This window comes from Bradyrhizobium hereditatis (genome assembly GCF_020329435.1).
Classification (GTDB): domain Bacteria; phylum Pseudomonadota; class Alphaproteobacteria; order Rhizobiales; family Xanthobacteraceae; genus Bradyrhizobium; species Bradyrhizobium hereditatis.
In genome coordinates this window covers 328,047-354,160 of sequence record NZ_JAGKJK010000003.1, presented here as the reverse complement: position 1 = coordinate 354,160, position 26,114 = coordinate 328,047, and the positions used below count along the sequence as shown (strand labels likewise).

Here is a 26,114-nt window from a genome sequence, read left to right as displayed (position 1 = left end):
ATAGATGAGGCAATTGAGTCCAGAGGATATCGAGGCGCTCTCGGTCGGGGCCTGGATTCTCGGAACGGGTGGTGGCGGAAGTCCGTATCACGCGCTGCTGAACTTGCGGCGCTTCTACAATGACGGCGTTCGCATCAATCTCATTGACCCGGACGAGTTGGATGATGACGATGCGGTTGCGGTCGTCTCGGTCATGGGTGCTCCGCTCGTTTTCCAGGAGCGGCTGGTCGACAGCAGGCTGATCGCTCGCGCCGTCTCGGCCATGGAGGAGCATCTTGGCCGCAAGTTCAGGGCGGTGATGCCAGTCGAGATCGGTGGGGGCAATGGCATGCAGTCTTTGCTTGCTGCTGTCCATCTCAAGATTCCGGTTGTCGATGCCGATGCGATGGGCCGCGCCTACCCTGAAGCGCAGATGACGAGCTTTGCGGTTGGCAATCTCGCGCCTTATCCGCTGACCTCGATCGATCCGCGCGGCAATGAGGCCATCGTTGGCAAGACCTCTTCTTGGAAATGGATGGAGCGCGTGAGCCGCAAGCTTTGCACAGAGTTCGGATCCATTGTTGCGACTTGCAAGGCACCGCGCACTGGTGCGGAAGTGAAGAAATGGGCAATCCCGCGCACCACATCCAAGGCTATCAATCTCGGAAGGGCTGTCGTCGAAGCCAATCGGCAGCATGCCGATCCGATTGCCGCCATTCTGAAAGCGGAATCGGGAAAGCTCCTGTTCTCAGGCAAAGTCGTCGAGGTCGAGCGTCGGACAACGGAGGGCTTTTTGCGCGGCCGCTCCGTCCTCAAAGGGCTTGGCGAGAATCACGGTAGCCAAATTCGCATCGATTTCCAGAACGAGTGGATCGTCGTGTGGCGTGATGGACAGGCGGTCGTGTCGACGCCCGACCTCATTTGCGTTCTCGACAGTGAATCTGGTGAAGCAATCGGAACTGAAACCATTCGCTACGGGCAGCGGACGACGGTGATCGCCCTTCCGGCTGCTCCGGTTTTCCTTTCGCCGCGCGGGCTCGACCATGTCGGCCCCCGTGCCTTCGGCTATGACATCGATTTCAAGTCGGTATTCTGCTCATGAGACGCATTGGTATTGACGTGGGTGGCACCAACACGGATGCCGTGCTGATCGACGACGGAAAGGTCGTCCAAGGCGTGAAGGTCGCCACCACTGCCGACGTCACCAGCGGCGTGGCTGCGGCCATCGAGGCGCTCGATCTGACTGCCAACCTTACTGCCGGCATTGACGCTCTGATGATCGGTACGACCCACTTCATCAATGCGGTAGTTCAGCGTCACCATCTCACGAAAGTTGCGGTGATCCGCATCGCGCTCCCCGCCACCAGCTCCTTGCCGCCCTTCACAGATTGGCCGGCTGGCCTCGCTGAGCTTGCCAATGGCGGCGTCTGGCAAATCGAAGGTGGTCACGATTATGATGGGCGCAGGTTCGCTACTCTCGATATCGCTGCGGCCAGACAAACTGCGCGCGAGATCCGCAATCGCGGTCTCAAATACGTCGTCGTCAACGCACTATTCTCTCCGCTCGACCCTTCTGACGAAAAGGCGGTTGCCGCGATCCTGCGCGAGGAAATCCCGGATGTGTCGATCACCTGCGCACATCTGCTTGGCGGGATCGGCTTGCTCGAACGCGAGAATGCGGCAATTCTTAACGCCTCTCTCATTGCGCTTGCCGAGGAGACCATCACGGCCTTCGAGCGCGCCAAGTCAAAGGTCGGACTTAACGCTCCTCTTTTTGTCACGCAGAACGATGGCACCGTCGCAGAAGCGTCACGTGCCGCCGCATACCCGGTGTTCAGCTTCGCTTCTGGCGCGACCAACTCCATGCGCGGCGCGGCCTATCTTTCTGGCCTTAAAGAAGCGGTGGTGGTCGACGTCGGCGGCACGACAGCTGATTTTGGCCACCTGCGGAATGGTTTTCCGCGTGAGGCCAACGCGGTCGTGCATATTGGGGGTGTCAGGACGCTGTTCCGTATGCCGGACCTCGTGTCCATCGGACTTGGGGGCGGCAGCCATGTCGATCTTGATGGGGGCACGATCGGCCCACTTAGTGTTGGGTATCGCCTGTCCAAGGAGGCGCTTGTCTTTGGAGGGGACACCGTGACGGCAACTGACATTGGCGTCGCCGCCGGATTGATCGACCTCGGCGATCGCAAGCGTGTGGCGCACATAACTGCCGGTGAGGTGAGCAACATTTTGCGTCGCTGCAAGGAGATGTTGGAAGAGAACGTTGATCGGATGAAGACAAGCGCCGAAGACGTCACCCTCATCGCGGTCGGTGGCGGCGCGTTTCTTGTTCCTGAAGAATTGCAGGGCGTCGGGCGTGTTGTCCGGGTTCAGCACGGAGGTTGCGCAAATGCAGTTGGCGCGGCCATCGCCCAGGTCAGTGGTGAAGTCGACCAGGTCTTCCAGGGTCTGACGCGAGATGAGGCCGTCGCCTCGGCGCGCAAGCTTGCCGATACCCGGGCGGTGGAGGCGGGTGCGGAGTCGGCCTCGCTCGCTCTGGTCGAGGCAGAGGACACCCCAATCGCCTATCTGCCAGGAAATGCGATGCGCGTCCGCGTCAAAGTCGTCGGAGATATTCAGTCAACCCGTACTGAGAAAACAGCCAAGGAGAAAGTCGCATGCCAGTCCGTTTCCTGATCAGCACGCTAAAGCCTGGGGTCGATCCAGCCGAATACGAGGCCTGGGTGCGCGAACGCGACTACGCTCTTGTGCGCAGCCTCGACAATTATGTGAGCTACAAGGTGCACCGCATTCGCCGCCCCATCCAGGGTGCCGAAAGTTCAACGTGGCAGTACATCGAGCGGATCGAAGTCAAGAGCCTCGAGCAACATGACAAGGATCTGGCCTCGCCGGCCGGCGTTGCTCTGCGAGAGGAGCTTTATGGCAAGTTTCTCGATCGCTCGAAGAACATCTATTTCGTCAGCGATGAGATAGAATGACATCTTCGTCGCATTGAGCTCTGCCTGACCCAAGACGGAAGCCGCAAAACAGGACACCAAGATGACCCTCGATCTGCTTATTCTCGGCAACGCGCCCATGATCAAGATGCTTGATCGCGTCAAGCTCGCCGAAGCGAGCGGCTACGATACGGTCTGGCTTGCCGATGAACGATTTTATCGGGAGGTCTATTCCTGCCTGAGCTACTTTGCTCAAAACACGTCGCGGGTCAGGCTCGGACCTTGTGTAACGGACCCCTATGCAAGGCACCCCGCGTTGACGGCTATGGCGATTGCGACGCTTGACGAGATTTCCAACAAGCGCGCAATTCTGGGTATCGGCGCCGGGATTTCGGGCTTTGCAGAGCTTGGCATCGATCGGAAGAAGCCCGCGCGCGCTATAAGCGAAGCGATCGAGGTCATTCGCATGCTTCTGCGAGGCGAGACTGTCGCCTATGAAGGTGAAGTCATTCAGTTCAGGGAGGGCAAGCTGAACTTCACCCCGATACGCGCCGATATCCCAATCTATGTGGCTAGTAACGGGCCGCTCGGCCAACGGACCGCGGGCGCTTGCGCCGATGCCGCGTTCATGGAGGCAGGCGGCAACGCCGCGGAAGTCAAGGCGTTCCGTGCGAGACTGGATGAGGGCGCCAGGAAGGCCGGCCGCGATCCCAAATCCGTCAAACTGATCGTTCGGCTCAATGCCTGTATTGCGTCAGATAGTCAGGCCGCCCGTGACGCTCTGCGGCCGACGGTTGCACGCTTGCTCGGTGCAGGACGTCTTAAGTTTGAAACAGCTGAAGAGCAGGGGCTCACATTGCCGCAGGATATACTCGCCACCGTTCAGGGTGCCCACTACGCCGCCGGCGTGACGCCCTATCTTCCTCTGCTGCCATACGTGACCGACCGCCACATCAACGCCTTCACTCTGGCCGGCAATGTCGAGGAAGTGACGGCGCGTGTGATCGAACTGCGCCATGCCGGGGTTGATGGCATCATCACCATGCCCTTCGCGGCCGAAGGAGGTACAATCGAGGACACGATCGCTAAGATGGGCTCAGAGGTCTGGCCTGCTGTACAGGCTAACGAAGGGGTGAAGCCATGAGCTTTGATCTTCATCGGCCGGCGACAGTCACGGAGGCCATTGACCTCGCTCAACGTTTTGCGCCCACCGCGCGCTATGTCGCCGGCGGGACCGATACGGTCATCCAGATCAATCGGAAGAAGATTGATCCCGCGCATCTGATCGATGTCGCCTGCCTGCCCGGCCTGAGCGAGATCACTGAGACCACTGACGCATTCACCCTTGGCGCGCTGACAAAGTATCGCAGCGTGGAAACCCATCCTGCGTTTCGGGGTGATTTGCGGGTGCTGGTGGAAGCTGCAAGTGTGGTTGGTGGGCATCAGGTCCGAAACATCGCCACGATCGGCGGCAATATCGTCAATGCTTCGCCAGCCGCCGATTTTGTGCCGCCGCTGCTCGCGCTCGATGCGAGTCTCGACATTACCGGCCCGCAGGGACGGCGCTCTGTCGCCTTGCGCGACTTCATCGTTGGCCCGGGACGAACCAATCTCTCACCGGCAGAGATCGTGACCAGCATCCGATTTGCCAAGCTTCCAGCCAGATCAGCAACCGCCTTCCTGAAGGAAGGGCGTCGGCGTGCGATGGAGATTTCGATCGTTTGTGTTGCTGCTTGCTTGACGCTAGAGGCTTCGACCTCGCGTTGCGCTTCCGTGCGCCTGGCCATCGGCGCCGCAAGCCCCACGGCGTTCCGGCCCGAACAGGCAGAAGGCTACCTCATCGGCAAACCTGCCGGGAAAGAAAGCTTTGCGGAGGCGGGCAGGCTCGCGGCAGAGGCTTGCAGTCCGATCTCTGATGTCCGCGCATCGGCCGGTTATCGCCGCGGTCTTGTCGCCGTCATGGTTGAGCGCGCGCTGACGACGTGTTTGCAACGAATTCGGGAACAAGATCAATGAACCGGAAAATTCTCAATATCGTTGTCAATGGCGAGAGCCATCAAGTGCTCATCGAGCCCCATTGGACGCTGCTGCAGGTCCTGCGCAACGAGATCGGCATGATGGGCACGAAAGAGAACTGCCTGGAAGCAGAGTGCGGCGTCTGTACGGTGCTGCTCGATGGAAAGGCCATCAATTCATGCATCCTGCTCGCAGCCCAGGTCGAGGGATGCTCTGTCACAACGATCGAGGGGATTGGCGATCCCGAGCATCTGCATCCCCTGCAGGAAGCATTCATCGAATGCGGTGCTGTTCAGTGCGGCTACTGCATCCCGGGAATGATCCTGACGGCAAAGTCATTCCTCGATGAAAATCCGGGCTGCCGGCCTTCGCGCGACGAAATCAGGGAAGCGATCGCAGGGACCCTGTGCCGCTGTACCGGCTATCGCAAGATCATTGATGCCGTGGCAACCGCGGCAGACCGCATCGCACTCTCGGGAGCCAAGCAATGAGCGCACATACCCATCGCGTTGCCGGTCACCGCCTACCCCGACGGGATGGCGTCGGCAAGGTTACCGGAAAGCACGTCTATGCCGCAGATTTCAAGCTCCCCGGCATGCTCTACGGCAGGGTTCTGCGCAGTACGCGAGCGCACGCGCTGATCAAAAAGATCGATACCTCCCGAGCGGCTGCAATGGCGGGCGTGCGGGGAATCATCACCTCGGCCGATATTCCACAGATCCGTTACGGAACGGCAGTGCGCGATACAACTGTGTTCGCAACTGATCGCGCGCTGTTCACCGGACACGCAATAGCCGCTGTTGCCGCCACCTCTCTCGAGATCGCCGAGCGCGCGCTTGCAGCCATTGAGGTCGAATACGAGGATTTGCCACCGCTGTTTGATCCGGAGGAGGCGCTCAAGAGCGATATCCGGATCCATCCGGATTGGGAAACTTACAAGGCGCTCCCGATCATTTCGAGAAACCGCAATATCGCAGGTCAAGCGCGCATTCGCGTCGGCGATGCCGAAGCGGCATTCGCAAAAGCCCATAAGGTCTACGAGCATCGTTTCTCAACCGCGTTGCAGCATCCTGGATATACAGAGCCACGGGTCGCGACCGCCGACTGGGATGCGAATGGAATCGTGACCGTCTGGTGTAACACACAATTGCCGTTCGATACGCAAACGACTTTGGCCGAGATCCTTGATCTGCCGGCCGCGCGTGTGCGGGTGACCGTGCCAGGCATTGGTGGCGGCTTTGGCGGCAAGCTAAGGATCGGCGTTGAGCATTTCGCGGCTCTCCTGGCGCGCAAGACCGCGCGCCCTGTCAAGGTGATGTCGACGAGCGAAGAAGAGCTCACAGCCGCGCTTCCCCGTCAGGCCTCCATCGTTCTGCTTAAGACTGCTGTCGACAAGGAAGGACATCTTCTCGCTCGAAGCGGCAGGATCATCGTGGATTGTGGCGCTTATGCAGGCTCAGGTCCGGGCACGGCTGCAATCGCGCTGCAGGTCATGGCGGGTCCTTACAAGACCGGAGCGCTCGCGTTCGAAAGCATCGCTGTCTACACTAACAAGGTCCATTCGGGCTCGTTCCGCGCTCCTGCCGGGCCGATGGCGAATTTCGCGATGGAATGCCAGATCGACATGATCGCGAAGGACCTCGGATTGGATCCTCTCGAAATGCGCCTGCGGAACGTCGTCAAGGAGGGAGACCCAGGTCCTTCCGGCGAGATTCATAGATCTGTGAGCATCGAGGAATGCCTGCGCAAAGCGGCCGATGCGATCGGCTGGCACGATCGCAATCCCGAGCCAGGACGTGGCAAGGGGATTGCCTGCAGCTGGTGGATGACAACCGGTGGCTCGTCCGGCGTCTATGTTAAGATCAATCCTGATGGAAGTGCGACGCTTGTGAGCGGCGCCGTCGAAATTGGCACCGGCGCCATCACGGGCGCTGCTCAGGTTCTGGCCGAGGAGCTGTCCCTCGATCTGACGGACATCAACGTAACCGGGGTCGACACTCAGGCCGCTCCATTTGACTTCGGCGCTCAAGGAAGCCGCACGACGTTCTCGGTCGGCAATGCGTGTCTTGCGGCAGCTAGCGAGCTGCGGCGCCAGATGTTCGAGCTCGCAGCCAAGCAGCTGGAAGCACCGATTGAGGACATGAAGCTGCAGGACAAGCATGTGGTGGCCGGCAACAAGTCGATTTCGATTGCGGAATTGGCGCGCATCTCGCGTCTTGCCGGCGGCGGGCTCATCGCGCATGGCACGGCCATTTCGCCCGCGCCCGCTTATGATCCAACGCGTGTTCAGAACCATCCGCTGCCTGTATGGAATACGCCGAGTTACCATGCCCATGCCGTCGACCTGTCGGTCGATCAAGCAACCGGCAAAGTGACCATCAATCGCTATGTCGTGGCCCAGGACGTCGGATATGCGATCAATCCGACCTATATCGAGGGCCAGATCGAGGGCGGAGTGGCGCAAGGTATCGGCCAGGCACTGTCGGAAGAGATCGTTTATCAGGACGGTTGCGTCATGAATGCGAACCTGACCGATTACAAGATGCCGACAGCGATGGATGTCCCGGAGATCGAGAGCATCATCGTGGAATGCCGCTCCGCTGCCGGTCCTTACGGGGCCAAGGGCGTCGGCGAGCCGCCCTGTATCGAGCCACCGGCTGCCATCGGAAATGCGATCGCAGCGGCGACCGGCTGTTGGCCGAATTCGCTGCCCATGACAGCTGAAAAGATTGCCGCCGCTATGCAGGTGCAACACTCATGATCCGCGTTGAGATCAATATGCATGGAAACCTCCGTCGTTTCTTGCCCGACGGAATTGGATCCATTCAGCTTGACCTGCCCGACGGAACAACGATTCTCAACGTGATCGACTCCTTGAGCGCCGAGCATGAGGTCTGGCTGGCGTCGATTGGTGACGTGGTGGTGCCGTTGTCCGCCGAAGTCGAAGACGGTGCTGAACTCAATTTCTTTCCCTATCTCGAGGGTGGCTAGCATGAAATCCTTTCGTCCAGGAGGGGCTCAAAACTGTTGACCTGCCGGCGAGCTGGATTTGAAGAGCCTGTGCACGTGATGATGCGGCAGCCACTCACCTGTTGAGTGTTCGGTCTGGTGTGAATACGGTCCGGCACACTCAAGCAAAGCAGAGTTTCGCGGAAGACGTCATGCCGTAAGCAAAGAAGGTGCAATCCACATGTCGAACGTTAACCGTCCTATTTTGTCAATCGTCGGCGGCACAGGCGATTTCGGGTCTGGCCTTGCGCGCAGCTGGAGTCGCGCCGGATATTCCGTCATTCTCGGATCCCGCTCAATTGACCGTGCTCAGGAGACAGTCTCGCTCCTGAAGTCGGAAGGGTTCGCCAATGTCAGCGGCGACACCAACGCTGTCGCAGCTGCCAAGAGCGACATCGTCGTCGTTGCGGTTCCTTTCTCCAACTATGAAGCAAGCCTGGCCGAGATCAAAGATCCTGCCAAGGGCAAGATTGTCGTCACCGCGGTAGTGCCCCTCGTGCCGCCAAAAGTATCCGTCGTTCATCTCCCAAGTGCTGGTTCAGCAGCCCTGATAGCGCAGTCGCTGCTTGATCCAAGCTCGCGCGTGGTCGGCGCCTTCCACAATGTCGGCTCGCAGAAGCTTCATGCTGGCGGCAAGGCAGACTGCGATGTCCTAGTGTTCAGCGATGACGCCGATGCCCGCAACCAAGTGATAACGCTCGCGGACGCTGTGAGTAATCGTGGCGTCGATGGCGGTGTCCTCGCGAATTCGACCGCGGCCGAGGCTCTAACCTCTGTCCTGATCGCGATCAACCGCAAATACAAAGTGAAAGGCGCCGGCATCTCGATCTCCGGCTTGACGTGAATGGAACAAAGATAGGGGCTCTCCACGCGATGCTCTCAGCCCTCGATTCTCTCGACCGTAAAATTCTGCGCGAACTCATTCAAGATGCCCGAATAAGCCACTTGGCTCTCTCCGAACGGGTCGGACTGTCAGCGACCGCCTGTGCGAGGCGCGTACTGCAAATGGAGAAAACCGGCATCATCAAGGGTTACGCGGCAAACATCGATGTGAATGCGCTCGGCTTCCCGCTGACAGTGATCGTTCACATCACACTTGATCGCCAAAACGAGGATGCACTCGCACGCTTTGAGACTGAAATCCACAAGTGCCCCGACGTAATCTCGTGCCATCTTATGTCGGGTGCGGACGACTATCAGGTTCAAGTGCTGGCATGTGGCATGGAGGACTACGAACGTATCCATAAGCAGCACCTATCGCGGTTGCCAGGCGTCGCGAGACTGCAATCCAGCTTTGCAATGCGTACCGTAGTGAAGCGATCCATCTCTCCTGCTGCTCTCATAATGATTAGACCGGCTGGGACGCAGCGTAGAGGCAAGTGACCAACTTGGGTTAGCGGCCGTATGATGTAAGCGCGAAGAGGTTAATCGGCACTCCTGCACGACGATCGCATCGAGAGAGCGCATCTGACAGTTGAGCACTTACAAACTGCCCACGGAGAAGAAGATGGAATATAGCGGATTAGCACCGACTGGGGGCATGTCGGCGGACACCATTTTCAAGCGAGATGCACATGTGCGAGAATTAATAATCGAGAAGTTGGCAGCCGCGAAGGGAGAAAGACCTCGCGATGACTAGGAGCATCACTTATACCGCCCTTCCTGGGATCCCTATGGTGAGGCCGGACGACGATCTTGTGTCTATCATTGCGGATGGCGTCACTAGTGCTGGCATCGAGGTCGCCTCGGGTGACATTTTCGTAATTGCACAAAAAATCGTCTCGAAGGCGGAAAATAGGTACGTTTATCTCGATGACGTGAGCCCTTCCGCACGGGCATTGGAACTCGCAAAAACGGTTGGAAAGGACCCGCGGCACATCGAGGTGGTGCTCTCGGAGTCAAGCGAGGTCATCCGCTCCAGGCAGAACGTGATCATCGTTGCTCACCGCCTTGGGTTCGTGATGGCGAATGCCGGGATCGATCAATCCAATATCGATCAAGGTCATAGTCATCGCGTGCTGCTGCTGCCAAAAGATCCGGATGACAGCTGCGAGCGCTTAAAGGCCGGGCTCGATCGATGTTTCGGCGTGAATGTCGCAGTGGTCATGAACGACAGCTTCGGTCGCCCGTGGCGCAACGGTGTTGTTGGGGTGGCAATCGGATGTGCAGGGCTGCCTGCGCTTCAGAGTATGGTGGGGAAGCCCGATTTGTTCGGGCGGCCTATGCAGGTGACGGAGATCGCCGTGGCTGATGAACTGGCAGCGGCCGCGTCGTTGGTAATGGGACAGGCTGCCGAGGGACAACCGATCGTCCACGTCCGCGGACTGTCATTTCAGGCGCCGACAACGCCTGCCTCGGTTCTTGTCCGTCCGAAGGAGCAGGATCTTTTCAGATGAAGGGACCTTCTCGTCTGTCTGATGAAGGCCGTGTGGTGGCCCTCTGCGGGGGAGTCGGAGGAGCAAAGCTTGCTCTCGGCTTGCAGCACCTCCTCGGAGAACGTCTGACTGTTGTCGTAAATGTCGCGGACGATTTCGAGCATCTCGGGCTACATATCTCCCCAGACCTAGATACAGTGCTTTATACGCTCAGCGGTTTGAGCGACCAGCAACGTGGTTGGGGTCGATCCGATGAGACCTGGAACTTCATGGAGGCTTTGAAGGAAATCGGCGGGCAGACCTGGTTCTCCCTTGGCGATCGCGACATGGCAATGCATGTGGAGCGAACCCGCCGGCGACTAAGCGGTGAAAATCTCACAGCTATTGCGATCGATATCGCAGGTCGCTTGGGTATTCGTTCAAACGTGCTGCCCATTACCAACGACAAGCTTTCCACCATCGTTGTAAGTACGGAAGGTGAACTCGAATTCCAACGCTATTTTGTTGGGCGGCGCTGCGAGCCGGCGGTCAAGCAGATCCGATTCAGAGGGGCGGAAAGCGCCCGCCTCACAGAGGAGGTGCTTCAGGCTCTTGACGCTGATGATCTCCGCCTCATCGTCCTATGTCCGTCCAACCCTTATCTGAGCATCGATCCGATCCTGGCTGTTCCAGGAACGACGGAAAAACTGCGAGCGGCCGGTGTTCCTATCATCGCCATTTCTCCGATCATAGGGGGCCAAGCCGTCAAAGGGCCGACACGAAAGATCATGGACGAGCTCGGCCTTGAGGTCACAAACGGAGAGATTGCGAGACATTACGCCGGGCTGATCGATGGCTTGATTATAGACACAACAGATGCCGAAGGGGCTGCCGACCTGAGCATCGATGTGCATCTGGCACCAACATTGATGAGTGGATTGCAATCAAAAATCGCCCTCGCGGAGCACGCGCTTACGTTCGGCGATAGCCTTCGAACAAAGCGCAAGGGACAGGAAAAAGGACCCTTGAGCGGAGGTGTTTCGTGACCAGCCCTGATGCATGGGTGATTGTCCCGGCTAAGATGTTCTTGGGCGCAAAGCAGCGGCTCTCATCAATTTTGACCGGATCCGAGCGCGCCACATTGGCGCGTATCATGCTGACCGATGTTCTTGAGGCAGCATGCAGCGCGCCGACGTCGAAGAAAGTCGCTGTTGTCACCGGTGCAGACGATGTCGCGCGAGAAGCAGCTCGCTTGGGTGCTGTTGTCATTGATGACGGCGGCGCGAACGGAACGAACGAGGCAATAGCGGCAGGTCTCGCAGGGGTCGAAAAGAGGGGAGGCCGGCTTGTCGTCGCTCTGCCGAGCGATGTGCCCGCGATCTTGAGCGAAGATATTTCAACGCTTCTTCAGGCCGCAGAGCGCAACCTCGTAGTGATTGTGCCGGCGCCACGCGATGGCGGCACGAACGCCGTTGCGTTCACCTTGGCGCGGCCATTGCAGCCGTGTTTCGGCCCCGACAGCTTTGCCCGCCACGTCGCCGCCGCCGATCGCCTCGGCATCGAGCCCATCGTGTGCCGCAATGCAAGAGTTGGGCTTGATCTCGACAGTCCCGCCGATCTCTTTGATTTTCTTGACCTAAGCACGTCTACCTCGACCGATCGCTATTTGCGTTCCATCAATCTGGGGGAACGGCGACGTGGCGGAGGTGCTGGACACAGCCGCGCGATCGTTGATTCGGACGCCGGAAATGAGGTCGACGTTAGTTGCGCAAAATGAGGGAAGCTCCGTTGTAATTAGCGGAGCGTGAGGAGTTCTGAGAATGGTGGATCGGATGCTTCTGGACACTCTAAGGCGAAGCGAAATTTCCGCTTCCGAGGTCCTATCTCTGGTCGGCGACGTCTCTCTTTCCGATCTGATGCGGTTGGCGGCATCGAGGCGGGATGAGGCCCACGGCAGAAAGATCTCCTACTCGCGAAAGGTCTTCATTCCGCTTACGCAGCTGTGCCGGGATGTCTGCCACTACTGCACATTTGCCCATGCCCCCCAAAGAGGGCAGCGCGCCTACCTCACTATCGGTGAGGTGCTCGCGATCGCGCGTGCCGGTCGTGAGGCCGGATGCAAAGAGGCGCTATTTACGTTGGGTGATAAGCCTGAGCTACGCTACGGCAAAGCCGAGCGTGAGCTGCACGAAATGGGGTTTGCATCGACCCTCGCTTATCTCCAAGAAGCCGCGCGCGCGGTTTTCTGCGAGACAGGCCTATTGCCGCATCTCAATCCAGGCTTGATGGAGGCCGACGATATCGCAACCTTGCGCAAGGTCTCCATCTCGCAAGGTATTATGCTCGAGAGCGCCTCTGCACGGCTGTGCGAGCCCGGGGGACCCCATTTCGGTTCACCTGACAAGGATCCAGCAAGGCGGCTGCAGACGATTGAACTCGCCGGCCAGCTCTCTGTCCCCTTCACGACCGGACTGCTGGTCGGTATCGGCGAGACGCCGCTTGAGCGCATCTCGTCGCTGCTAGCATTGCGCAACCTGGACGAACGCTACGGGCACATCCAGGAAATCATTATCCAGAACTTCAAGCCGAAGCCGAATACGCGGATGAAACATGCGTCGGCGCCGACACTGGAAGAACATCTGTGGACCATTGCATTGGCGCGCTTGCTGTTCCGGCCCGATATGAACATCCAGGCGCCGCCCAATCTTAGCCCAGGCGTGCTGGACATGATCTTGGCCGCTGGCATCAATGACTGGGGCGGCGTGTCCCCAGTCACGCCGGACCATGTCAATCCCGAGGCGCCTTGGCCGCATCTCGCGCGTCTTGCCAAGGCCACTGCCGAATGCGGCAAGAAGCTCGTCGAACGTCTCGCGGTTTATCCAGCCTATGCGCGTCAGTATGCACGCTGGACCGACACATCGCTGCAGAAAAGCCTGTTAGGTCTTATCGACGGAAGAGGGTGGCCGCGTTTGGACGAATGGTGCCCTGGAACGAGGGGCGATCCGCCTGCCGATGACCTTGCGATGCTGCGTGAAGAGGCCAACTCGCCCGCGCTTTTGAGCGGCAGCGTAGGTAGGATTGTCGCAAAGGCTCAATCTGGGACACGGCTCGAAGAAGCAGAGATCGTGTCGCTGTTCCAGGCCGAGGAGGGCGATTTCACAGCCGTCTGCCGCGCCGCAGATGAGCTGCGCCGCTCCGTCAATGGCGATACCGTCAGCTATGTTGTCAACCGGAACATCAACTACACCAACATCTGTTACTTCAGGTGCCAGTTCTGTGCGTTTTCGAAAGGAAAGCTCGCCGAGAATTTGCGCGGGCGGCCTTACGATATCGCGATGGATGAGATCGGCCGGCGCGCCCGCGAAGCCTGGGAGCGCGGCGCGACCGAGGTTTGCATGCAGGGCGGCATCCATCCCTCCTACACCGGCGCGAAGTATCTTGAGATCTGCCGGACCGTAAAGCAGTTCACGCCCGAGATGCATATACATGCGTTCTCCCCGCTCGAGGTGTTCCAGGGCGCCAGAACGCTCGGGATTTCGGTCGATGAGTTTCTGCGGGAGTTGAAGAAAGCCGGACTTGGCACATTGCCCGGGACGGCCGCGGAAATCCTCGACGACGAAGTCCGCGCCATTCTGTGTCCCGACAAGATCAACACGGCGCAGTGGCTGCAGATCATGGGAGCGGCCCATAGAGCGGGATTGCGCAGCACCGCAACCATCATGTTCGGCCATGTTGATCGTTACGAGCATTGGGCAAGGCATCTCTTGCGCATCCGCGATCTTCAAGCCGAGACCGGCGGCTTCACCGAATTCGTCCCTTTGCCGTTCGTCCACATGGAAGCCCCGATCTATTTGAAGGGGCGCTCGCGCAAGGGGCCGACGTTTCGCGAGGTTGTTCTCATGCATGCGATCGGACGGCTCGTGCTCCACTCGAGGATCTCCAACATTCAGACGTCATGGGTGAAGCTCGGACAAAAAGGCATTCGTGCCTGCCTCGAAGTTGGCGTGAACGATCTCGGCGGCACGCTGATGGATGAAACGATCTCGCGCTCAGCCGGCGCCCAGCACGGCCACGAGATGGCTCCGAAGCAAATGGAAGATCTCATCCGCGAAATGGCACGCCTGCCGCGCCAACGTACGACGGTCTATGGCGATGTTGCGCATGATCGCTATCTCGCGTCGCAGAACCCGTCAGCGCTAAAGCCGATTGTTACTGGACTAGAAGTCCGCCGCGACAGGGGAGTGGTGCCAGAGCCCCGTGCAACTAATTTTGAAATGACCTAGCGGAGCGGGGATGTCCGCGTTCCCCTTGGGAGACACCGGAATGCCACTCCCGCCGCTTGACGCATTTTTTGATTTGTGATCACATATCCAAGATTTAGGAGGAGCCCGGAGTGAGCCGCATTATCACGCCAGCGCACGCTTTCTGCTGCTATCGGTCGCCCGCGTTTCGATCGGCCACCCCATTGCGCTGATGCTCGCCGTGGCACTCAGTTCAAGTTTGATGTGGGCACTCGATGCGCTGGTTCGCAACGGGATCAATGCATCCATCGTCGTTGAGTTGGTGGCGGTGCTTTACGAGCCGTCCCGGTGCATCGTTGGCCTGATCGACATCCTGCGATCACCGGCAACAGCATTATCGTCCCGCTTAAGATCTCACCATTTCGCGTTTTGCGCCGCGCGCGCTCAGCTGGTCCGCTCAGAACTGCTGTCCAGAATGTCTAAAGACGGCCAAGGCTTCGCAAGTCCATCCAAGCAAGTGCGAGAATCTGCCCTGGTCCTTGGACCAGAGGCCGATGAGGTCGCCAATCTGAGGGGGATCCTCGGCGGCCTATTTCACGATCACACCACCCAGGAGCATCCATGCCGACTGTAGATGAGGACCGATCAGCCATCTTGAAAGTACACCGCGACTGGTGGGCCGCCAATTACAAGTGGGACATCCCCTTGATGCGAACCTGCTTCCCGAGTGGCACCGCATTCTTGAATTTCAACCTGAGCGGCGATCCGTACTTCGGTCGCGAAGAACTTACCGCTTTCTGGGAGTGGTTCAAGGACACGCCGCGCTCGAAGCCTGCGGTCATGCACATCTGGCGTCTGGATGTCCGCGGCGACATGGCTTACCTGCTTTGCGAAGGCAACTTCGAGACCCTCGAGAAGCCGGAACAGTACCTGCGCAGCACCGAAATCTACGTGCGCAACGACGGAGAGGGAAAGCCGGAGTGGAAGATCTGGCACTTCCACTGCTCAGAAATGGCGCCAAAAGATAAGATCCGCCAGCCGTTCGGCGATAGCTATGCCACCCGCGGTGTGGGCTATCTACCGCCCAGTTTTGGCAAGAGCTTCTCGGTCACGGACGACCAAAAGACATAGCCCAAGCGACCAGCCTGTCGGGGCCGGCAGCACATCACAATCCGGCGGGACGGGGTGGTCCCGCCGGTGCTGCAAGGAAACTCAGAACAGATTGCGGAAGTTGCCGTCCCACTGCCCGCAGAAAAGCGGATGGACTGCGATGGCCGATCATTCGTTGGGGTCGAAGAGCGACCCGCACCTGAGCGGCCTTTTGGCCGTTCAGGTGCGGGTGCCAGTGGAGCATTCATGAGACGGCTCACTATCAAGCGACCAGTCGGTACGATTGCCGTCTCTTACTATGACGGGATGGATCCGAGTAGGCTGCCAATTTTGTTCGTGCATCCGATCAATCTGAGGGGCTCTGCGTGGGCGGAGATCGTACCGGCGTTCGCCGAGCGGTTCGCGATCGTCCCTGACATGCGTGGATTCGGTGACTCGCCGCCGGCCGAGCACTACGACATTGCGAGGTGGGCGAAAGACTGCATCGACGCCGTCGACCGGGCGGGCGTTGATCGCTTCCACGCTATCGGCGGCTCGCTTGGTGGAGCAATCTCAGTCTATCTCGCAGCCGCCGAGCCCAAACGGGTCATGTCGGTTGTTGCGGTGGGCAGCCAGCTCTACTCGCGAGATCCCGACAATGCGGCGGTGCTATCCACCCTCGAACATCACACCGTCACCGAGATGTTTGAGTTAGTCTTGCCGAAATACGCCCTCGCTCCGAACGCATCGGCCGAAGTGGTGGCCAAGGCCATGGCATTGCGCAATCCCAACGGCAAGGATGACATCCGTCGCGTGTGGCGTGCCGCCTGCGCGGCCGATATTCGGGCCCTGGTGGCTAGTGTCAGCTGTCCTGTGACGGTTGTGACCGGCGAGTTCGACCTTACCTGCCCTCCCGCGGCCGGCGCGGAAATGGCAGCCATGCTGCACGCGCCACACGTCCTCCTGCCCGGCATCGGTCATTTGCCGATGCTGGAAGATCCGCCGGGTTTGATCGCCGCGATCAAGGCGCATCTCAAACGTGTGGAGTCCTAAAGATGACGTATTCGATTGTCGCCAAAGACGCGATCAGCGGCGAGTTGGGTGTGGCCAGCCAGTCGCATTATTTTGCTCTTGGTCGCGTTGTAACGTTTGCGCGAGCCGGCGTTGGTGCAGTTGCGACCCAGTCTTTCGTCGATCCAGCTTACGGGCCGAATGGGCTAGATCTCATGGCCTCAGGCGCGTCGGCGGAGTCGGCGCTCACGAGTCTGCTCGCAAATGACGCGGAGCGAGAACTTCGCCAAGTCGCGTTCCTCGATGCCGCCGGCGGGACAGCCATGTTCACTGGCGATCGCTGCGTTCCGTACCGGGCTCAGCTAAAGGCCAATAACGTTGTGGTGCTGGGCAACATGCTCGCCAGCGACGACGTCGTTCCTGCCATGCTGGCAGTATATGAGAGCACTGCCGGCCCACTCGTCGAGCGTATGCTCGCGGCCATGGATGCAGGTGAGGCCGCCGGAGGTGACGCCCGTGGCCGAATGTCGGCCGCGCTCCTTGTGGTTTCTGCCGACACCGGTCCAGCGCCTTGGAGCAACCGGATCATCGATGTACGAGTTGACGAGCATCCGGCCCCGCTCGTCGAATTGCGCAGGCTCGTCAAGCTGTGTCAGGCACACACGATCTTCGGCGCCTCTGTCTTCACACCTGGGCTGCTCTCGCGCGAAGCGGCAGCGACAGGTCCACAGCTTGCGGAAGCACTGCGTACGCTCACGGACGCTCAGGCACTGATCGGCGCTGACCTCGAGCCAACCTTCTGGAAAGGTGTGCTGCTGATCCGCGCCGGCGAGATTTGCTCGGGAAAGAAACTCGTTGCCGCCACGGTCGCGGCGCGACCGCAGTACCGGGCCTTCGTAGAGGGCCTGCACGCGGTCGGAATCCTTCAGCTGTCATCGAACGAACTGCTCGATGCGTGAAAATTCCAACCTTCTTGCCCCCGATCCGTGGCAGTTTGCTGCTGCAGGCCCTGATCGACAACGCTTCGTCTGCTGCCAACCGCGCAGTTCGGAACATCTCCATATAGAGCCCATCAGGCGCCCGTTGACGGAATCCCCATAATGTGATCACATATCTCACTAAGGAGCTGACTTTGGAAAAGAGCAACATCATTGCCTTTCCGCCATTGCCATCCGTTGCCCGGGGCTCGGTAACGGATCAGGTTTACCGGCATCTGAGGGATGGCCTGATGGCCGGCCGCTTTGCGCCGGGCCAGAGGCTGACAATCCGAGATCTTGCCGAGGCGCTGGGCTCGAGCCCAACGCCGGTGCGCGAGGCGCTCCGTCGCCTGCAAGCCGAAGGTGCCTTCGAATTCAGCGGTACGGCGCGGCTGAGCGTTGGTCAGCTGTCCGAGGGGCAGCTGCGGGATGTGCGCGATGCGCGCGTGGCGCTTGAGGGGCTGCTGGCGGAGCGCGCAGCCGCGCGCATGACGTGCGTCGATGATGCCGAGGTCAGGCAGCTCTACGGTCGGCTTCAGGCAGCCGCTGACGCAGTCGAAGTGACCACTTATCTCTGGACGAATTTTTCTTTTCACCGGCGGATCTATCAGATCGCGCGGGCGCCGATGATTCTCAGCGCCGTCGAGAATTTCTGGCTGCTTATTGGCCCCTGTTTTGTGCTCGTTGCGGCCGACGCTGACCACCTGCAGAGGTCCATGGAGGCGCACCGCCAGATCCTCGATGCGCTGCTGGATCGCGACGCCCCCGCCGCCCGTGCGGCCGTGACTGACGACATCATGCAGGCGGCCAATTGCCTGTCTCGCGTTCTCGACAAAGCGGCCAAGGAGTGCTCCGTTGCCAAGACGCAGGCGAAAGATATGCCGGCATGAGTGTGTTGCAGCGTCTTGTGCCTTACCCGGAGCTGCGTGTCCTGATCTCGGCAGGCGCGTCCGGTATTGGCGCCACACTTGCCGGAGCCTTCGTTGAGGCAGGTGCGCATGTGCATATCTGCGACATCAACGAGGATGCGCTTGCAGCCTTCCGCGATCGGCATCCAAAGGTGCTTGCGACAAAGGCCGACGTGTCGGATCGCGAGGCGGTCGCCACCGTCTTTCGTGCGCAAGCTGCGCGTTGGAACGGTTTAGACGTACTCATCAACAATGCGGGCATTGCCGGACCGACCGGCGGAATCGACGCTATTGCAGAGTTCGACTGGCAGCAAACAATCGATATTAACCTCAACGCTCAGTACCGCTTCGCCTGTCTCGCAGTGCCGATGCTTCGCCAATCGCGCTATGGGCAGATCATCTGCATGGCCTCCGTTGCCGGCCGGCTCGGCTATGCATGGCGTACCCCGTACGCCGCAACGAAATGGGCCATTGTCGGGCTCGTCAAATCGCTTGCCGCTGAACTCGGTCCCGAGGACATCCGCGTCAACGCGCTCTTGCCCGGCATCGTCGAGGGCCCGCGAATGGAAGGTGTGATCCGCGCGCGCGCCGAGCAGCTCCATACCAGCTACGACACGATGCGCCAGGAATACCTCAAGAAGATCTCACTGCGTCGCATGGTGACGGCCGAGGACGTAGCGGCGATGGCCCTCTTCCTCTGCTCGCCAGGTGGACGCAACGTGACCGGCCAGGCGATCAGCATCGACGGGAACGTGGAATATCTATGAACCGTAAGAACGGGGGATGAATTGCAGATCGAGATCGTGGCGGATCTGAAGACGACGCTTGGTGAAGGCCCGCTTTGGGACGTCGAGCAGCAGCGTCTGTACTGGATAGACAGCATTGATGGTCGCGTCTTTCGCGCGACCGCAGATGGACGCGAGCTTCGCGCCTGGGACGTCGGGGCGAAGATCGGCTCGATGGCGCTGCGGCGCGACGGTACGCATGCGCTCGTTGCGCTCCAATCGGGAGTGCATGATCTCGATCTGAAGAGCGGCGTGGTGACGCTGATCGCAAAACCCGAGACACATTTGCCGCGCAATCGGCTGAATGACGGTAAAGTCGATCGCCGAGGGCGTTTCCTGTTTGGCTCCATGGACACGCTGGAGGAGGAGGCTTCCGGCCGTCTCTATCGGCTCGATCCCGATCTCTCGCTGCACGTCTTGGACGAGAAGATCATCGTCTCCAATGGCCCGTGCTGGAGCCCGGACGACCGGACCTTCTATTTCGCCGACACCTGGACGGGAGAGATCTGGGCCTACGACTATGACATTGAGACCGGTGCTGCGACGAATCGGCGATGTTTCGCGCCAGTGGATCGTTCCAACGGCGGTGCCGCGGACGGCGCCACCGTCGATGCAGAAGGCTTTCTATGGCAGGCGCTAGTCTACGATGGAAAGCTCGTGCGCTACGCGCCGGACGGCAGCCTTGACCGCATTATCAAGATGCCGGTGCGCAAGGTCACGAGCGTGATGTTCGGTGGTCCCAATCTGGACATTCTGTACGTGACGTCCATGGCGAAGCCGCCCTTGCCGCGCTTTCCCGATGACGGACAGCAGCGCGGCGCGCTATTTGCAATCACAGGGCTCGGCATCACGGGCATCCCGGAGCCGCGCTTCGGGAGCTGAGCCGGCCAAGACAGGTTCATCACAGGCAAGGGAGCTCCATGCTGTCCCCGCCACCGGGGGTGGCGCTCCTAATCCCGGCGGCTTCCTGCCAGTTCCGGGCGAGAGACTTGCAAAGCCGAAACACCTAGGCCGCCCCTTACTATCACCGATTCACTCTGGAGATTTTCGATGGCCAAGACCGGCAAGGTCATTCTCACCTGCGCGCTGACTGGAGCGATCCACACGCCCTCAATGTCAGCGCATCTTCCCGTGACGCCGGACCAGATTATCGAAGAGGGGGTACGTGCCGCGGAAGCTGGTGCTGCGATCCTACATGTGCACGCGCGTAACCCTAAGACGGGTCAGCCGGACCAATCGGTCGAAGGATTTCAGAGGATTTTGCCGGAGCTGAGCCGCCGTTCCCGAGCCGTGATCAACATCACTACCGGCGGCAGTCCATTCATGACGGTTGCCGAACGCGTGGAGCCTGCCCGTCATTTTCGGCCAGAACTCGCCTCGCTCAACATGGGCTCCTTCAACTTCGGCCTGTTCCCGATGCTCGAGCGCTATCGCGATTTCACCCATCAATGGGAGCGCCAGCACCTGGAGTCTTCACGCAACCTCGTTTTCCGCAACACCTTCGCCGAGATCGAGGAGGTTCTCTCACTGTGTGCGCCCGGCGACACGCGATTTGAATTCGAGTGCTACGATGTTGGCCATCTCTATAACCTCAAGCACTTTGTTGACCGCGGTCTGGTCCGGCCGCCATTCTTCATCCAATCCGTCTTCGGCCTGCTCGGCGGGATCGGCGCGCATTACGAGGACGTCGCCACGATGCGCCGCACTGCCGAGCGGCTGTTCGGTAACGACTATGTCTGGTCGGTGCTCGGCGCTGGCGCGGCGCAGATGCGCGTAGGCGCCATGGCGGCTGCGATGGGCGGCAATATCCGTGTGGGCCTCGAGGACAGCCTTTGGGCAGGCCCCGGGAAGCTCGCCAGCTCCAGCGCGGAGCAGGTGAGACTAGCCCGCTCGATCCTCGCAGGACTCGGATTGGAGCTGGCAACGCCGGACGAGGCGCGCGCCATGCTGAAGCTGAAAGGGACCAGTGATGTCGGCTTCTGATGGTGCGGCCTGCTCCGCGATCGGCAGACGAATGAGGCCGGCGATAATTGAGCTGCGACGGTCTTGGAGGCGCTCTTGCCACGCGCGTCGCAGCAACGGAAACGACATGGCCGGCCGCCGTTTGCGACGGTGGATTTTGGGATGATCTCGGAAAGAGGTATGTCACCGCCAGCTTCTTCGGTTCAGATAATTATCCTCGTCCTATAAGCTTGCGCGTCAAATCAAGTGTCCTTGCTTGGTCAGAGTGGAGAACACGATCATGTTGAGCTGGGAGAATGTCACTGCCTTACATGAGAACTTCCGCGCCGTCGGCGTGCCGATGGAGCTGAGGATTTCAAGGGCGAGGAGATAGGTTCATCACACCGGCAGCTCGACAACCCGAGCATTGGGCGGCAATGTATTTTCGACTAGCTGAAAGACAAGCTGCGCCTTGATTGAAAAGTCCAGGCGCATATCATTCCACGGAGAAGAGCTACGCGAAGAGCTCGCCGCAAATAGCAGTCAAGGACAATAGCACCGAATTGAGGCCATCCCGCTAAAGCGCGATACGACGTTCAGCTCCAGTAACTCAGTTACTCACACAGTTAGGCTTGCTTGCATCCAGTCGGATTGAAGAGCCACTCTCTCCATTCTGCGCTTGATGGTCGCAAGCGCCGGCGTAAAGGAGCGGGGTAGGGAGATAGCTTGACCATGGCAGCAATTTGTGATCACATATCTGGAATCAAGATGGGGAAATGCGAAGGTGAAGGATACTAAACCGCTGCCGCCACTGCCGTCCGTTGCCCGGGATTCGATGGCAGATCAGGTTTACCGCCATTTGCGCGACGGCGTGATGGCCGGCCGCTTCGCGCCGGGCCAGAGGCTGACAATTCGTGGCCTTGCCGAAGCACTGGGCTCGAGCCCGATGCCGGTGCGCGAGGCGTTGCGCCGCCTACAGGCTGAAGGTGCATTCGAGTTCAGCGACACGGCGCGGCTGAGCGTGGTTCAGCTGTCGGGGCCGCAATTGCGCGACGTGCGCGATGCACGGGTGGCGCTTGAGGGGCTGCTGGCCGAGCGCGCAGCCTCCCGCATGACGGGCGTTGATGATGCCGAAATCACCCAGCTCTATGATCGCCTCCAGGTAGCCGCCGACGCGCTCGATGTGCCCGGTTATCTATCGGCGAATTTCGTCTTTCACCGTCGGATTTATGAGATCGCTCAAGCGCCCATCATCCTTGGTGCGGTCGAGAATTTCTGGGTCCTGATCGGTCCTTGCTTCGTGCTCGTTGCACCCGACGCCACGCACCTGCGGCGCTCCATGGACGCGCATCGCCGCATCGTCGATGCGCTGATGCATCGAGACGGTCCCGCCGCCCGCGCGGCTGTGACCGATGACATCATGCAGGCGGCCAACTGCCTGTCGCGCGTTATCGACAAGCCGGAGAAGGCACGATCGGTCGCTGCTCCAAAGCGCAGGCGCCGAGATGTGTCGGCATAAGCGTCGTGCAGCGCCTGGTACTTTATCCCGAGCTGCGACCTGATCGCTGGGTATTGTCGGCGTCACCTTCGGGAGGTCTGTACTGAGCAGGCGAACTTCGTCGCTGCTCCTTTGCAGGAGCCTGCCTGAGGTTTACCCAGGCCAAACCATCTACTTCGAGCTTGTTCACTCAAATCGACAATCTAGGCAGGGGGGACTTGAATGTTTGGAAATCAGTCGCGCCGCAACTTCCTCAAGCTGGCGGCGAGCGGAAGTGCGATGTTCACGCCCGACCTTTTTACCGGACCTGCACATGCGCAGGATGTTCCGACCCTCACCGTCGCCTGGGGCGCGGATATCGATTCCTTCGATCCTTCGCAGTTCAAGTCCGATGGCGCCTACATCGTTCAGGCAAACATCTACGACACAGTGCTGGGCTGGGGAGCGGAGCCAGTCGCCGGATCGCCTAACCTGTCGATTTCCAAACCCGGTGTTTTCATCGGTGGCATCGGCGAAAGCTGGAAATTTGAGAATGATGACAAGACCCTTGTCGTAAAGATCCGACAAGGTCTGAAGTTTCCGAGCGGCAGGCCGGTCAATGCCGAGGCGGTGAAATATCTCTTTGACCGCGGACTGCAATCACCCGGCTATATGCGGCTCATCTTTCCGACCATGATCGGGGTGACGCAGGCAGATCAGTTCGAGGTTCGCGACGACAGCACCTTTGCCATCAACATGCCGGCACCAAGCGCTATGTTGCTCGATGTGCTCGCCCTGTCCAACAACGCACTTCTTGATCCCGACCAGATCAAGCTACACGCGACTGCCGACGACCCCTGGGCCGCTCAATGGCTCAAGCGCAACACGGCCGGGCTTGGGCCCTACAAACCCGTGAGCAACAATCCAGGCGTCGAGGTGATCCTGGAAGCAACCCCCGGTTACTGGGGGCCGGCACCGTATTTCAGGCGCATCGTCATTAAATATGCGTCCAATGAGGCGGACCGGATTCTGCTGCTCAAGCGCAAGGCCATCGATATGGTGGTCGGGCCTAACTCGATGTCGCCGAAGAATCTCAAGAATCTCGAGGGCGCGCCGGGCCTCACCGTGGTGTCTCTGCCCGACACCAACTGCAATTTCCTCTGCATGAATCTGAAAAAGAAGCCGTTCGACAACGTGAAGGTTCGTCAAGCGATCAACTACGCGATGCCGATCCACGCGATCATCCCAAACGTCCTTTACGGCTATGGCGAGCAGATGAAAAGCCCGATCGCAGCTCAGACCCCCGGCTATGACGGTTCGCTCTCGCCGTACAAATATGATGTCAGCAAGGCCAAGTCATTGATGGCCGAAGCCGGTCACGGCTCAGGACCAATCCCAGTAAAGCTTGCGGTTCGTGTGGGCTATGCGCCCCACGAGCAGGCAGCGATTTGGATCCAGCGCGAGCTGGAGAAAATCGGCTTTCAAGTCAGCATCGAGAAGGAGACCGATGCAACCTTCCGCCAGCTGTCATCGAGCGGCGGGCACGAGCTGTCGATCGAATCCTGGCAATCCTGGATCAATGATCCAGTTTATCACCTCTATTGGAACTTCCATAGTAAGGCGACGGCGACCAACAAGGGAGCCTACGCCAATCCGGTCCTCGATAAGATCATCGACGACAATATGCGCGAGGTTGATCCTGCCAAGCGTATGGCCGGGGTCAAGGAGGCGCAGAAGATCCTTCTGGATGATGCGGCCTGGGGTCTTCTTTGGTACGACAATTGGGCCAGAGTGACGCGTTCCGAGCTCGCGGGCGTTGCGAAGTATTGGGATTCCTTTGAGCGCTTCAACAAGATGAAGCTGGCTTGAAGTGTAGCCCGAATGCGCTGAATAAGTCATGTGTCGCTTAGCTTCCGTGCCTCGTAGAGTAACTCTGCTGGCGCCGACCTTGTTCGACGTCAGGGTGATCGGTTTTTCCCTGATCGAGGTCTTGCCCGGCAATTCCAACCTCCCGTCGGCTCCATGACGCGTATCAGTCATCGCGCGGCATGGAGTTGCCGCAGCCAGTTTCGCCAACAAGGCCCAGCGTCTCACCCTCGCCGATCGAGAACGAGCCACCGTCCACTGCGCGCACTGCCGCCTGCTCACCATGTCAAGCGGCGCAGCCCCGTTCTTGGTCCTTAAGTCGAAAGGTCTTCTTAAAGTCGGCGTGACCTTCAGACGAGATGTTCTAACGCCGTGACGCCCTTTGCCGAATGTTGAAGACCACCATCACCTATCGGCCGGATCAGCTGCCCGGCGCGGCCGAAGACAATGATCGGAGAAGTTGATGTCCATAGAACTGTTGATGCTTGGCGACCAGCCCGTGGCTGGCCTTGCGGCTCGCACCAGGCTGGCCGAAGAGAGCGGATTCGAGACCGTCTGGCTCGCTGATGAGCGCTTTTTCCGGGAAACCTACTCGTGTCTCTCGTTTCTGGCGGCGCAAACCGCGCGCGTCAATCTCGGTCCCTGCGTCACCGATCCATTCGCGCGCCATCCAGCTCTAACCGCGATGGCTTTGGGCACCCTCGATGAAGTTTCGGGAGGGCGCGCCATTCTCGGCATCGGCGCCGGCGTCTCCGGCTTTGAGGAGCTCGGGATCCAATCGCGCAAGCCCCCGCTCGCTATTCGCGAAGCTGTTGATCTGATCCGTCAGCTCATGGCAGGGCAGGAGGTCGACTACCGGGGCGAGATCATTCAGTTTCACCGCGGCCGGTTGAATTTCGCGCCGCTGCGATCGCGTGTTCCTGTTCGTGTCGCTAGCAACGGACCGCTGGGCCAGAAAATGGGCGGTGCAATCGGCGACGGCGTGATGATGGAGGGCTGTGGCTCCGTCGAGGAAGCAAAGGCCTTCGCATCGACGGTCGCCGAAGGTGCGCGGAAGGCCGGGCGTTCTCCGAACGAGGTCAAGCTCATCGCGCGACTCGATTGTTGTATTACTAACGACGGTAAGCAAGCGCGGGATATATTGCGGCCTTCGGTGGCACGGATCATCGCGCAAGCCAATTCGAGGTTCTACACGCTGGAAGCACAAGGATTGACTCTGCCGAAGAATGTCGTCGAAACCATTGGTCCCGTTCCCTATGCTGCCGGAGTGGCCCCGTTCGCGCCTCTTTTTCCTCTCGTCACCGACATGCACGTCGACGCTCTCACTCTCTGCGGGACTGTGCAGGAAATAACCCAACACATGGTTGACCTTCGCCGCGCCGGCATCACGGGCTTCAACATCTTTCCGGTTCCGGCTCCTGGCACAACCTATGCAGACGTTATTGTGCGCTTCGGAACGGAAGTCTGGCCCGCTGTCGAGACGGCTTTTGCCAAAGAGTCCGACAATGGGACGGCTTAG

The 26,114-nt window shown here is 59.6% G+C and carries 25 protein-coding genes; all 25 read left to right on the top strand.

What is annotated here, in order from left to right:
- Window positions 1-4: 4 nt before the first annotated feature.
- The 25 genes from J6524_RS09620 to J6524_RS09500 all read left to right on the top strand — a co-directional run bounded on the left by J6524_RS09620 (window position 5) and on the right by J6524_RS09500 (window position 26,114).
- Window positions 5-1,081 (top strand): S-methyl thiohydantoin desulfurase family protein, encoded by a 1,077-nt coding sequence (locus J6524_RS09620; protein ID WP_225670110.1) that lies wholly within the window; start codon window positions 5-7, stop codon window positions 1,079-1,081.
- The gene (locus tag J6524_RS09615) at window positions 1,078-2,661 is read left to right on the top strand and encodes a hydantoinase/oxoprolinase N-terminal domain-containing protein (RefSeq protein WP_225670109.1); all 1,584 of its coding nucleotides are present in this window, start codon (window positions 1,078-1,080) and stop codon (window positions 2,659-2,661) included. The genes J6524_RS09620 and J6524_RS09615 overlap by 4 nt, the downstream gene beginning before the upstream one ends.
- On the top strand, window positions 2,643-2,963 hold the full coding sequence (locus tag J6524_RS09610) for a RedY/HapK family protein (RefSeq protein WP_225670108.1): 321 nt from the start codon (window positions 2,643-2,645) through the stop codon (window positions 2,961-2,963). Before J6524_RS09615 ends, J6524_RS09610 begins: the two co-directional genes overlap by 19 nt.
- A 61-nt stretch (window positions 2,964-3,024) precedes the next feature.
- On the top strand, window positions 3,025-4,065 hold the full coding sequence (locus tag J6524_RS09605) for an LLM class flavin-dependent oxidoreductase (protein WP_225670107.1): 1,041 nt from the start codon (window positions 3,025-3,027) through the stop codon (window positions 4,063-4,065).
- Window positions 4,062-4,937 (top strand): FAD binding domain-containing protein, encoded by an 876-nt coding sequence (locus J6524_RS09600; protein WP_225670106.1) that lies wholly within the window; start codon window positions 4,062-4,064, stop codon window positions 4,935-4,937. The genes J6524_RS09605 and J6524_RS09600 overlap by 4 nt, the downstream gene beginning before the upstream one ends.
- Window positions 4,934-5,428, top strand: a complete 495-nt coding sequence (locus tag J6524_RS09595) for a (2Fe-2S)-binding protein (RefSeq protein WP_225670105.1) — start codon at window positions 4,934-4,936, stop codon at window positions 5,426-5,428. The genes J6524_RS09600 and J6524_RS09595 overlap by 4 nt, the downstream gene beginning before the upstream one ends.
- Window positions 5,425-7,698 carry a xanthine dehydrogenase family protein molybdopterin-binding subunit gene (locus J6524_RS09590; protein WP_225670104.1) on the top strand — a complete coding sequence of 758 codons (2,274 nt, stop codon included), beginning with the start codon at window positions 5,425-5,427 and terminating at the stop codon, window positions 7,696-7,698. Before J6524_RS09595 ends, J6524_RS09590 begins: the two co-directional genes overlap by 4 nt.
- On the top strand, window positions 7,695-7,928 hold the full coding sequence (locus J6524_RS09585; RefSeq protein WP_225670103.1) for a MoaD/ThiS family protein: 234 nt from the start codon (window positions 7,695-7,697) through the stop codon (window positions 7,926-7,928). The genes J6524_RS09590 and J6524_RS09585 overlap by 4 nt, the downstream gene beginning before the upstream one ends.
- A gap of 199 nt (window positions 7,929-8,127) precedes the next feature.
- Entirely contained in the window at window positions 8,128-8,790 is a 663-nt protein-coding gene (gene npdG / locus J6524_RS09580) for an NADPH-dependent F420 reductase (protein WP_225670102.1), read from the top strand.
- Between the two features lie 29 nt (window positions 8,791-8,819).
- The gene (locus J6524_RS09575) at window positions 8,820-9,329 is read left to right on the top strand and encodes an Lrp/AsnC family transcriptional regulator (protein ID WP_225670101.1); all 510 of its coding nucleotides are present in this window, start codon (window positions 8,820-8,822) and stop codon (window positions 9,327-9,329) included.
- Window positions 9,330-9,577: 248 nt separating this feature from the next.
- Entirely contained in the window at window positions 9,578-10,342 is a 765-nt protein-coding gene (gene cofE, locus J6524_RS09570; protein WP_225670100.1) for a coenzyme F420-0:L-glutamate ligase, read from the top strand.
- On the top strand, window positions 10,339-11,346 hold the full coding sequence (gene cofD, locus J6524_RS09565) for a 2-phospho-L-lactate transferase (protein ID WP_225670099.1): 1,008 nt from the start codon (window positions 10,339-10,341) through the stop codon (window positions 11,344-11,346). Before cofE ends, cofD begins: the two co-directional genes overlap by 4 nt.
- Window positions 11,343-12,077, top strand: a complete 735-nt coding sequence (gene cofC / locus J6524_RS09560; protein WP_225670098.1) for a 2-phospho-L-lactate guanylyltransferase — start codon at window positions 11,343-11,345, stop codon at window positions 12,075-12,077. The genes cofD and cofC overlap by 4 nt, the downstream gene beginning before the upstream one ends.
- Before the next feature lie 43 nt (window positions 12,078-12,120).
- A complete protein-coding gene (gene cofH / locus J6524_RS09555) occupies window positions 12,121-14,583 on the top strand; it encodes a 5-amino-6-(D-ribitylamino)uracil--L-tyrosine 4-hydroxyphenyl transferase CofH (protein WP_225670097.1) in 2,463 nt (820 codons plus the stop codon).
- 199 nt (window positions 14,584-14,782) lie between these two features.
- On the top strand, window positions 14,783-15,175 hold the full coding sequence (locus J6524_RS09550) for a hypothetical protein (RefSeq protein ID WP_225670096.1): 393 nt from the start codon (window positions 14,783-14,785) through the stop codon (window positions 15,173-15,175).
- Window positions 15,163-15,672, top strand: coding sequence for a YybH family protein (locus J6524_RS09545; protein WP_225670095.1), 510 nt, complete (start codon window positions 15,163-15,165; stop codon window positions 15,670-15,672). The genes J6524_RS09550 and J6524_RS09545 overlap by 13 nt, the downstream gene beginning before the upstream one ends.
- Before the next feature lie 315 nt (window positions 15,673-15,987).
- The gene (locus J6524_RS09540; protein ID WP_312002376.1) at window positions 15,988-16,683 is read left to right on the top strand and encodes an alpha/beta fold hydrolase; all 696 of its coding nucleotides are present in this window, start codon (window positions 15,988-15,990) and stop codon (window positions 16,681-16,683) included.
- A 2-nt stretch (window positions 16,684-16,685) separates the two neighbouring features.
- Window positions 16,686-17,600 (top strand): DUF1028 domain-containing protein, encoded by a 915-nt coding sequence (locus J6524_RS09535; protein WP_225670094.1) that lies wholly within the window; start codon window positions 16,686-16,688, stop codon window positions 17,598-17,600.
- A 173-nt stretch (window positions 17,601-17,773) separates the two neighbouring features.
- Window positions 17,774-18,508 carry a GntR family transcriptional regulator gene (locus tag J6524_RS09530; RefSeq protein ID WP_225670093.1) on the top strand — a complete coding sequence of 245 codons (735 nt, stop codon included), beginning with the start codon at window positions 17,774-17,776 and terminating at the stop codon, window positions 18,506-18,508.
- Entirely contained in the window at window positions 18,505-19,293 is a 789-nt protein-coding gene (locus J6524_RS09525; RefSeq protein ID WP_225670092.1) for an SDR family oxidoreductase, read from the top strand. The genes J6524_RS09530 and J6524_RS09525 overlap by 4 nt, the downstream gene beginning before the upstream one ends.
- Before the next feature lie 21 nt (window positions 19,294-19,314).
- A complete protein-coding gene (locus tag J6524_RS09520; protein ID WP_225670091.1) occupies window positions 19,315-20,193 on the top strand; it encodes an SMP-30/gluconolactonase/LRE family protein in 879 nt (292 codons plus the stop codon).
- A 168-nt stretch (window positions 20,194-20,361) separates the two neighbouring features.
- On the top strand, window positions 20,362-21,294 hold the full coding sequence (gene kce, locus J6524_RS09515; RefSeq protein ID WP_225670090.1) for a 3,5-dioxohexanoate:acetyl-CoA acetone transferase: 933 nt from the start codon (window positions 20,362-20,364) through the stop codon (window positions 21,292-21,294).
- A gap of 793 nt (window positions 21,295-22,087) precedes the next feature.
- Window positions 22,088-22,771: a GntR family transcriptional regulator gene (locus J6524_RS09510; protein WP_225670228.1), complete on the top strand. Its 684-nt coding sequence runs from the start codon at window positions 22,088-22,090 to the stop codon at window positions 22,769-22,771.
- A 201-nt stretch (window positions 22,772-22,972) separates the two neighbouring features.
- A complete protein-coding gene (locus tag J6524_RS09505; RefSeq protein WP_225670089.1) occupies window positions 22,973-24,598 on the top strand; it encodes an ABC transporter substrate-binding protein in 1,626 nt (541 codons plus the stop codon).
- A gap of 478 nt (window positions 24,599-25,076) precedes the next feature.
- On the top strand, window positions 25,077-26,114 hold the full coding sequence (locus J6524_RS09500; protein ID WP_225670088.1) for an LLM class flavin-dependent oxidoreductase: 1,038 nt from the start codon (window positions 25,077-25,079) through the stop codon (window positions 26,112-26,114).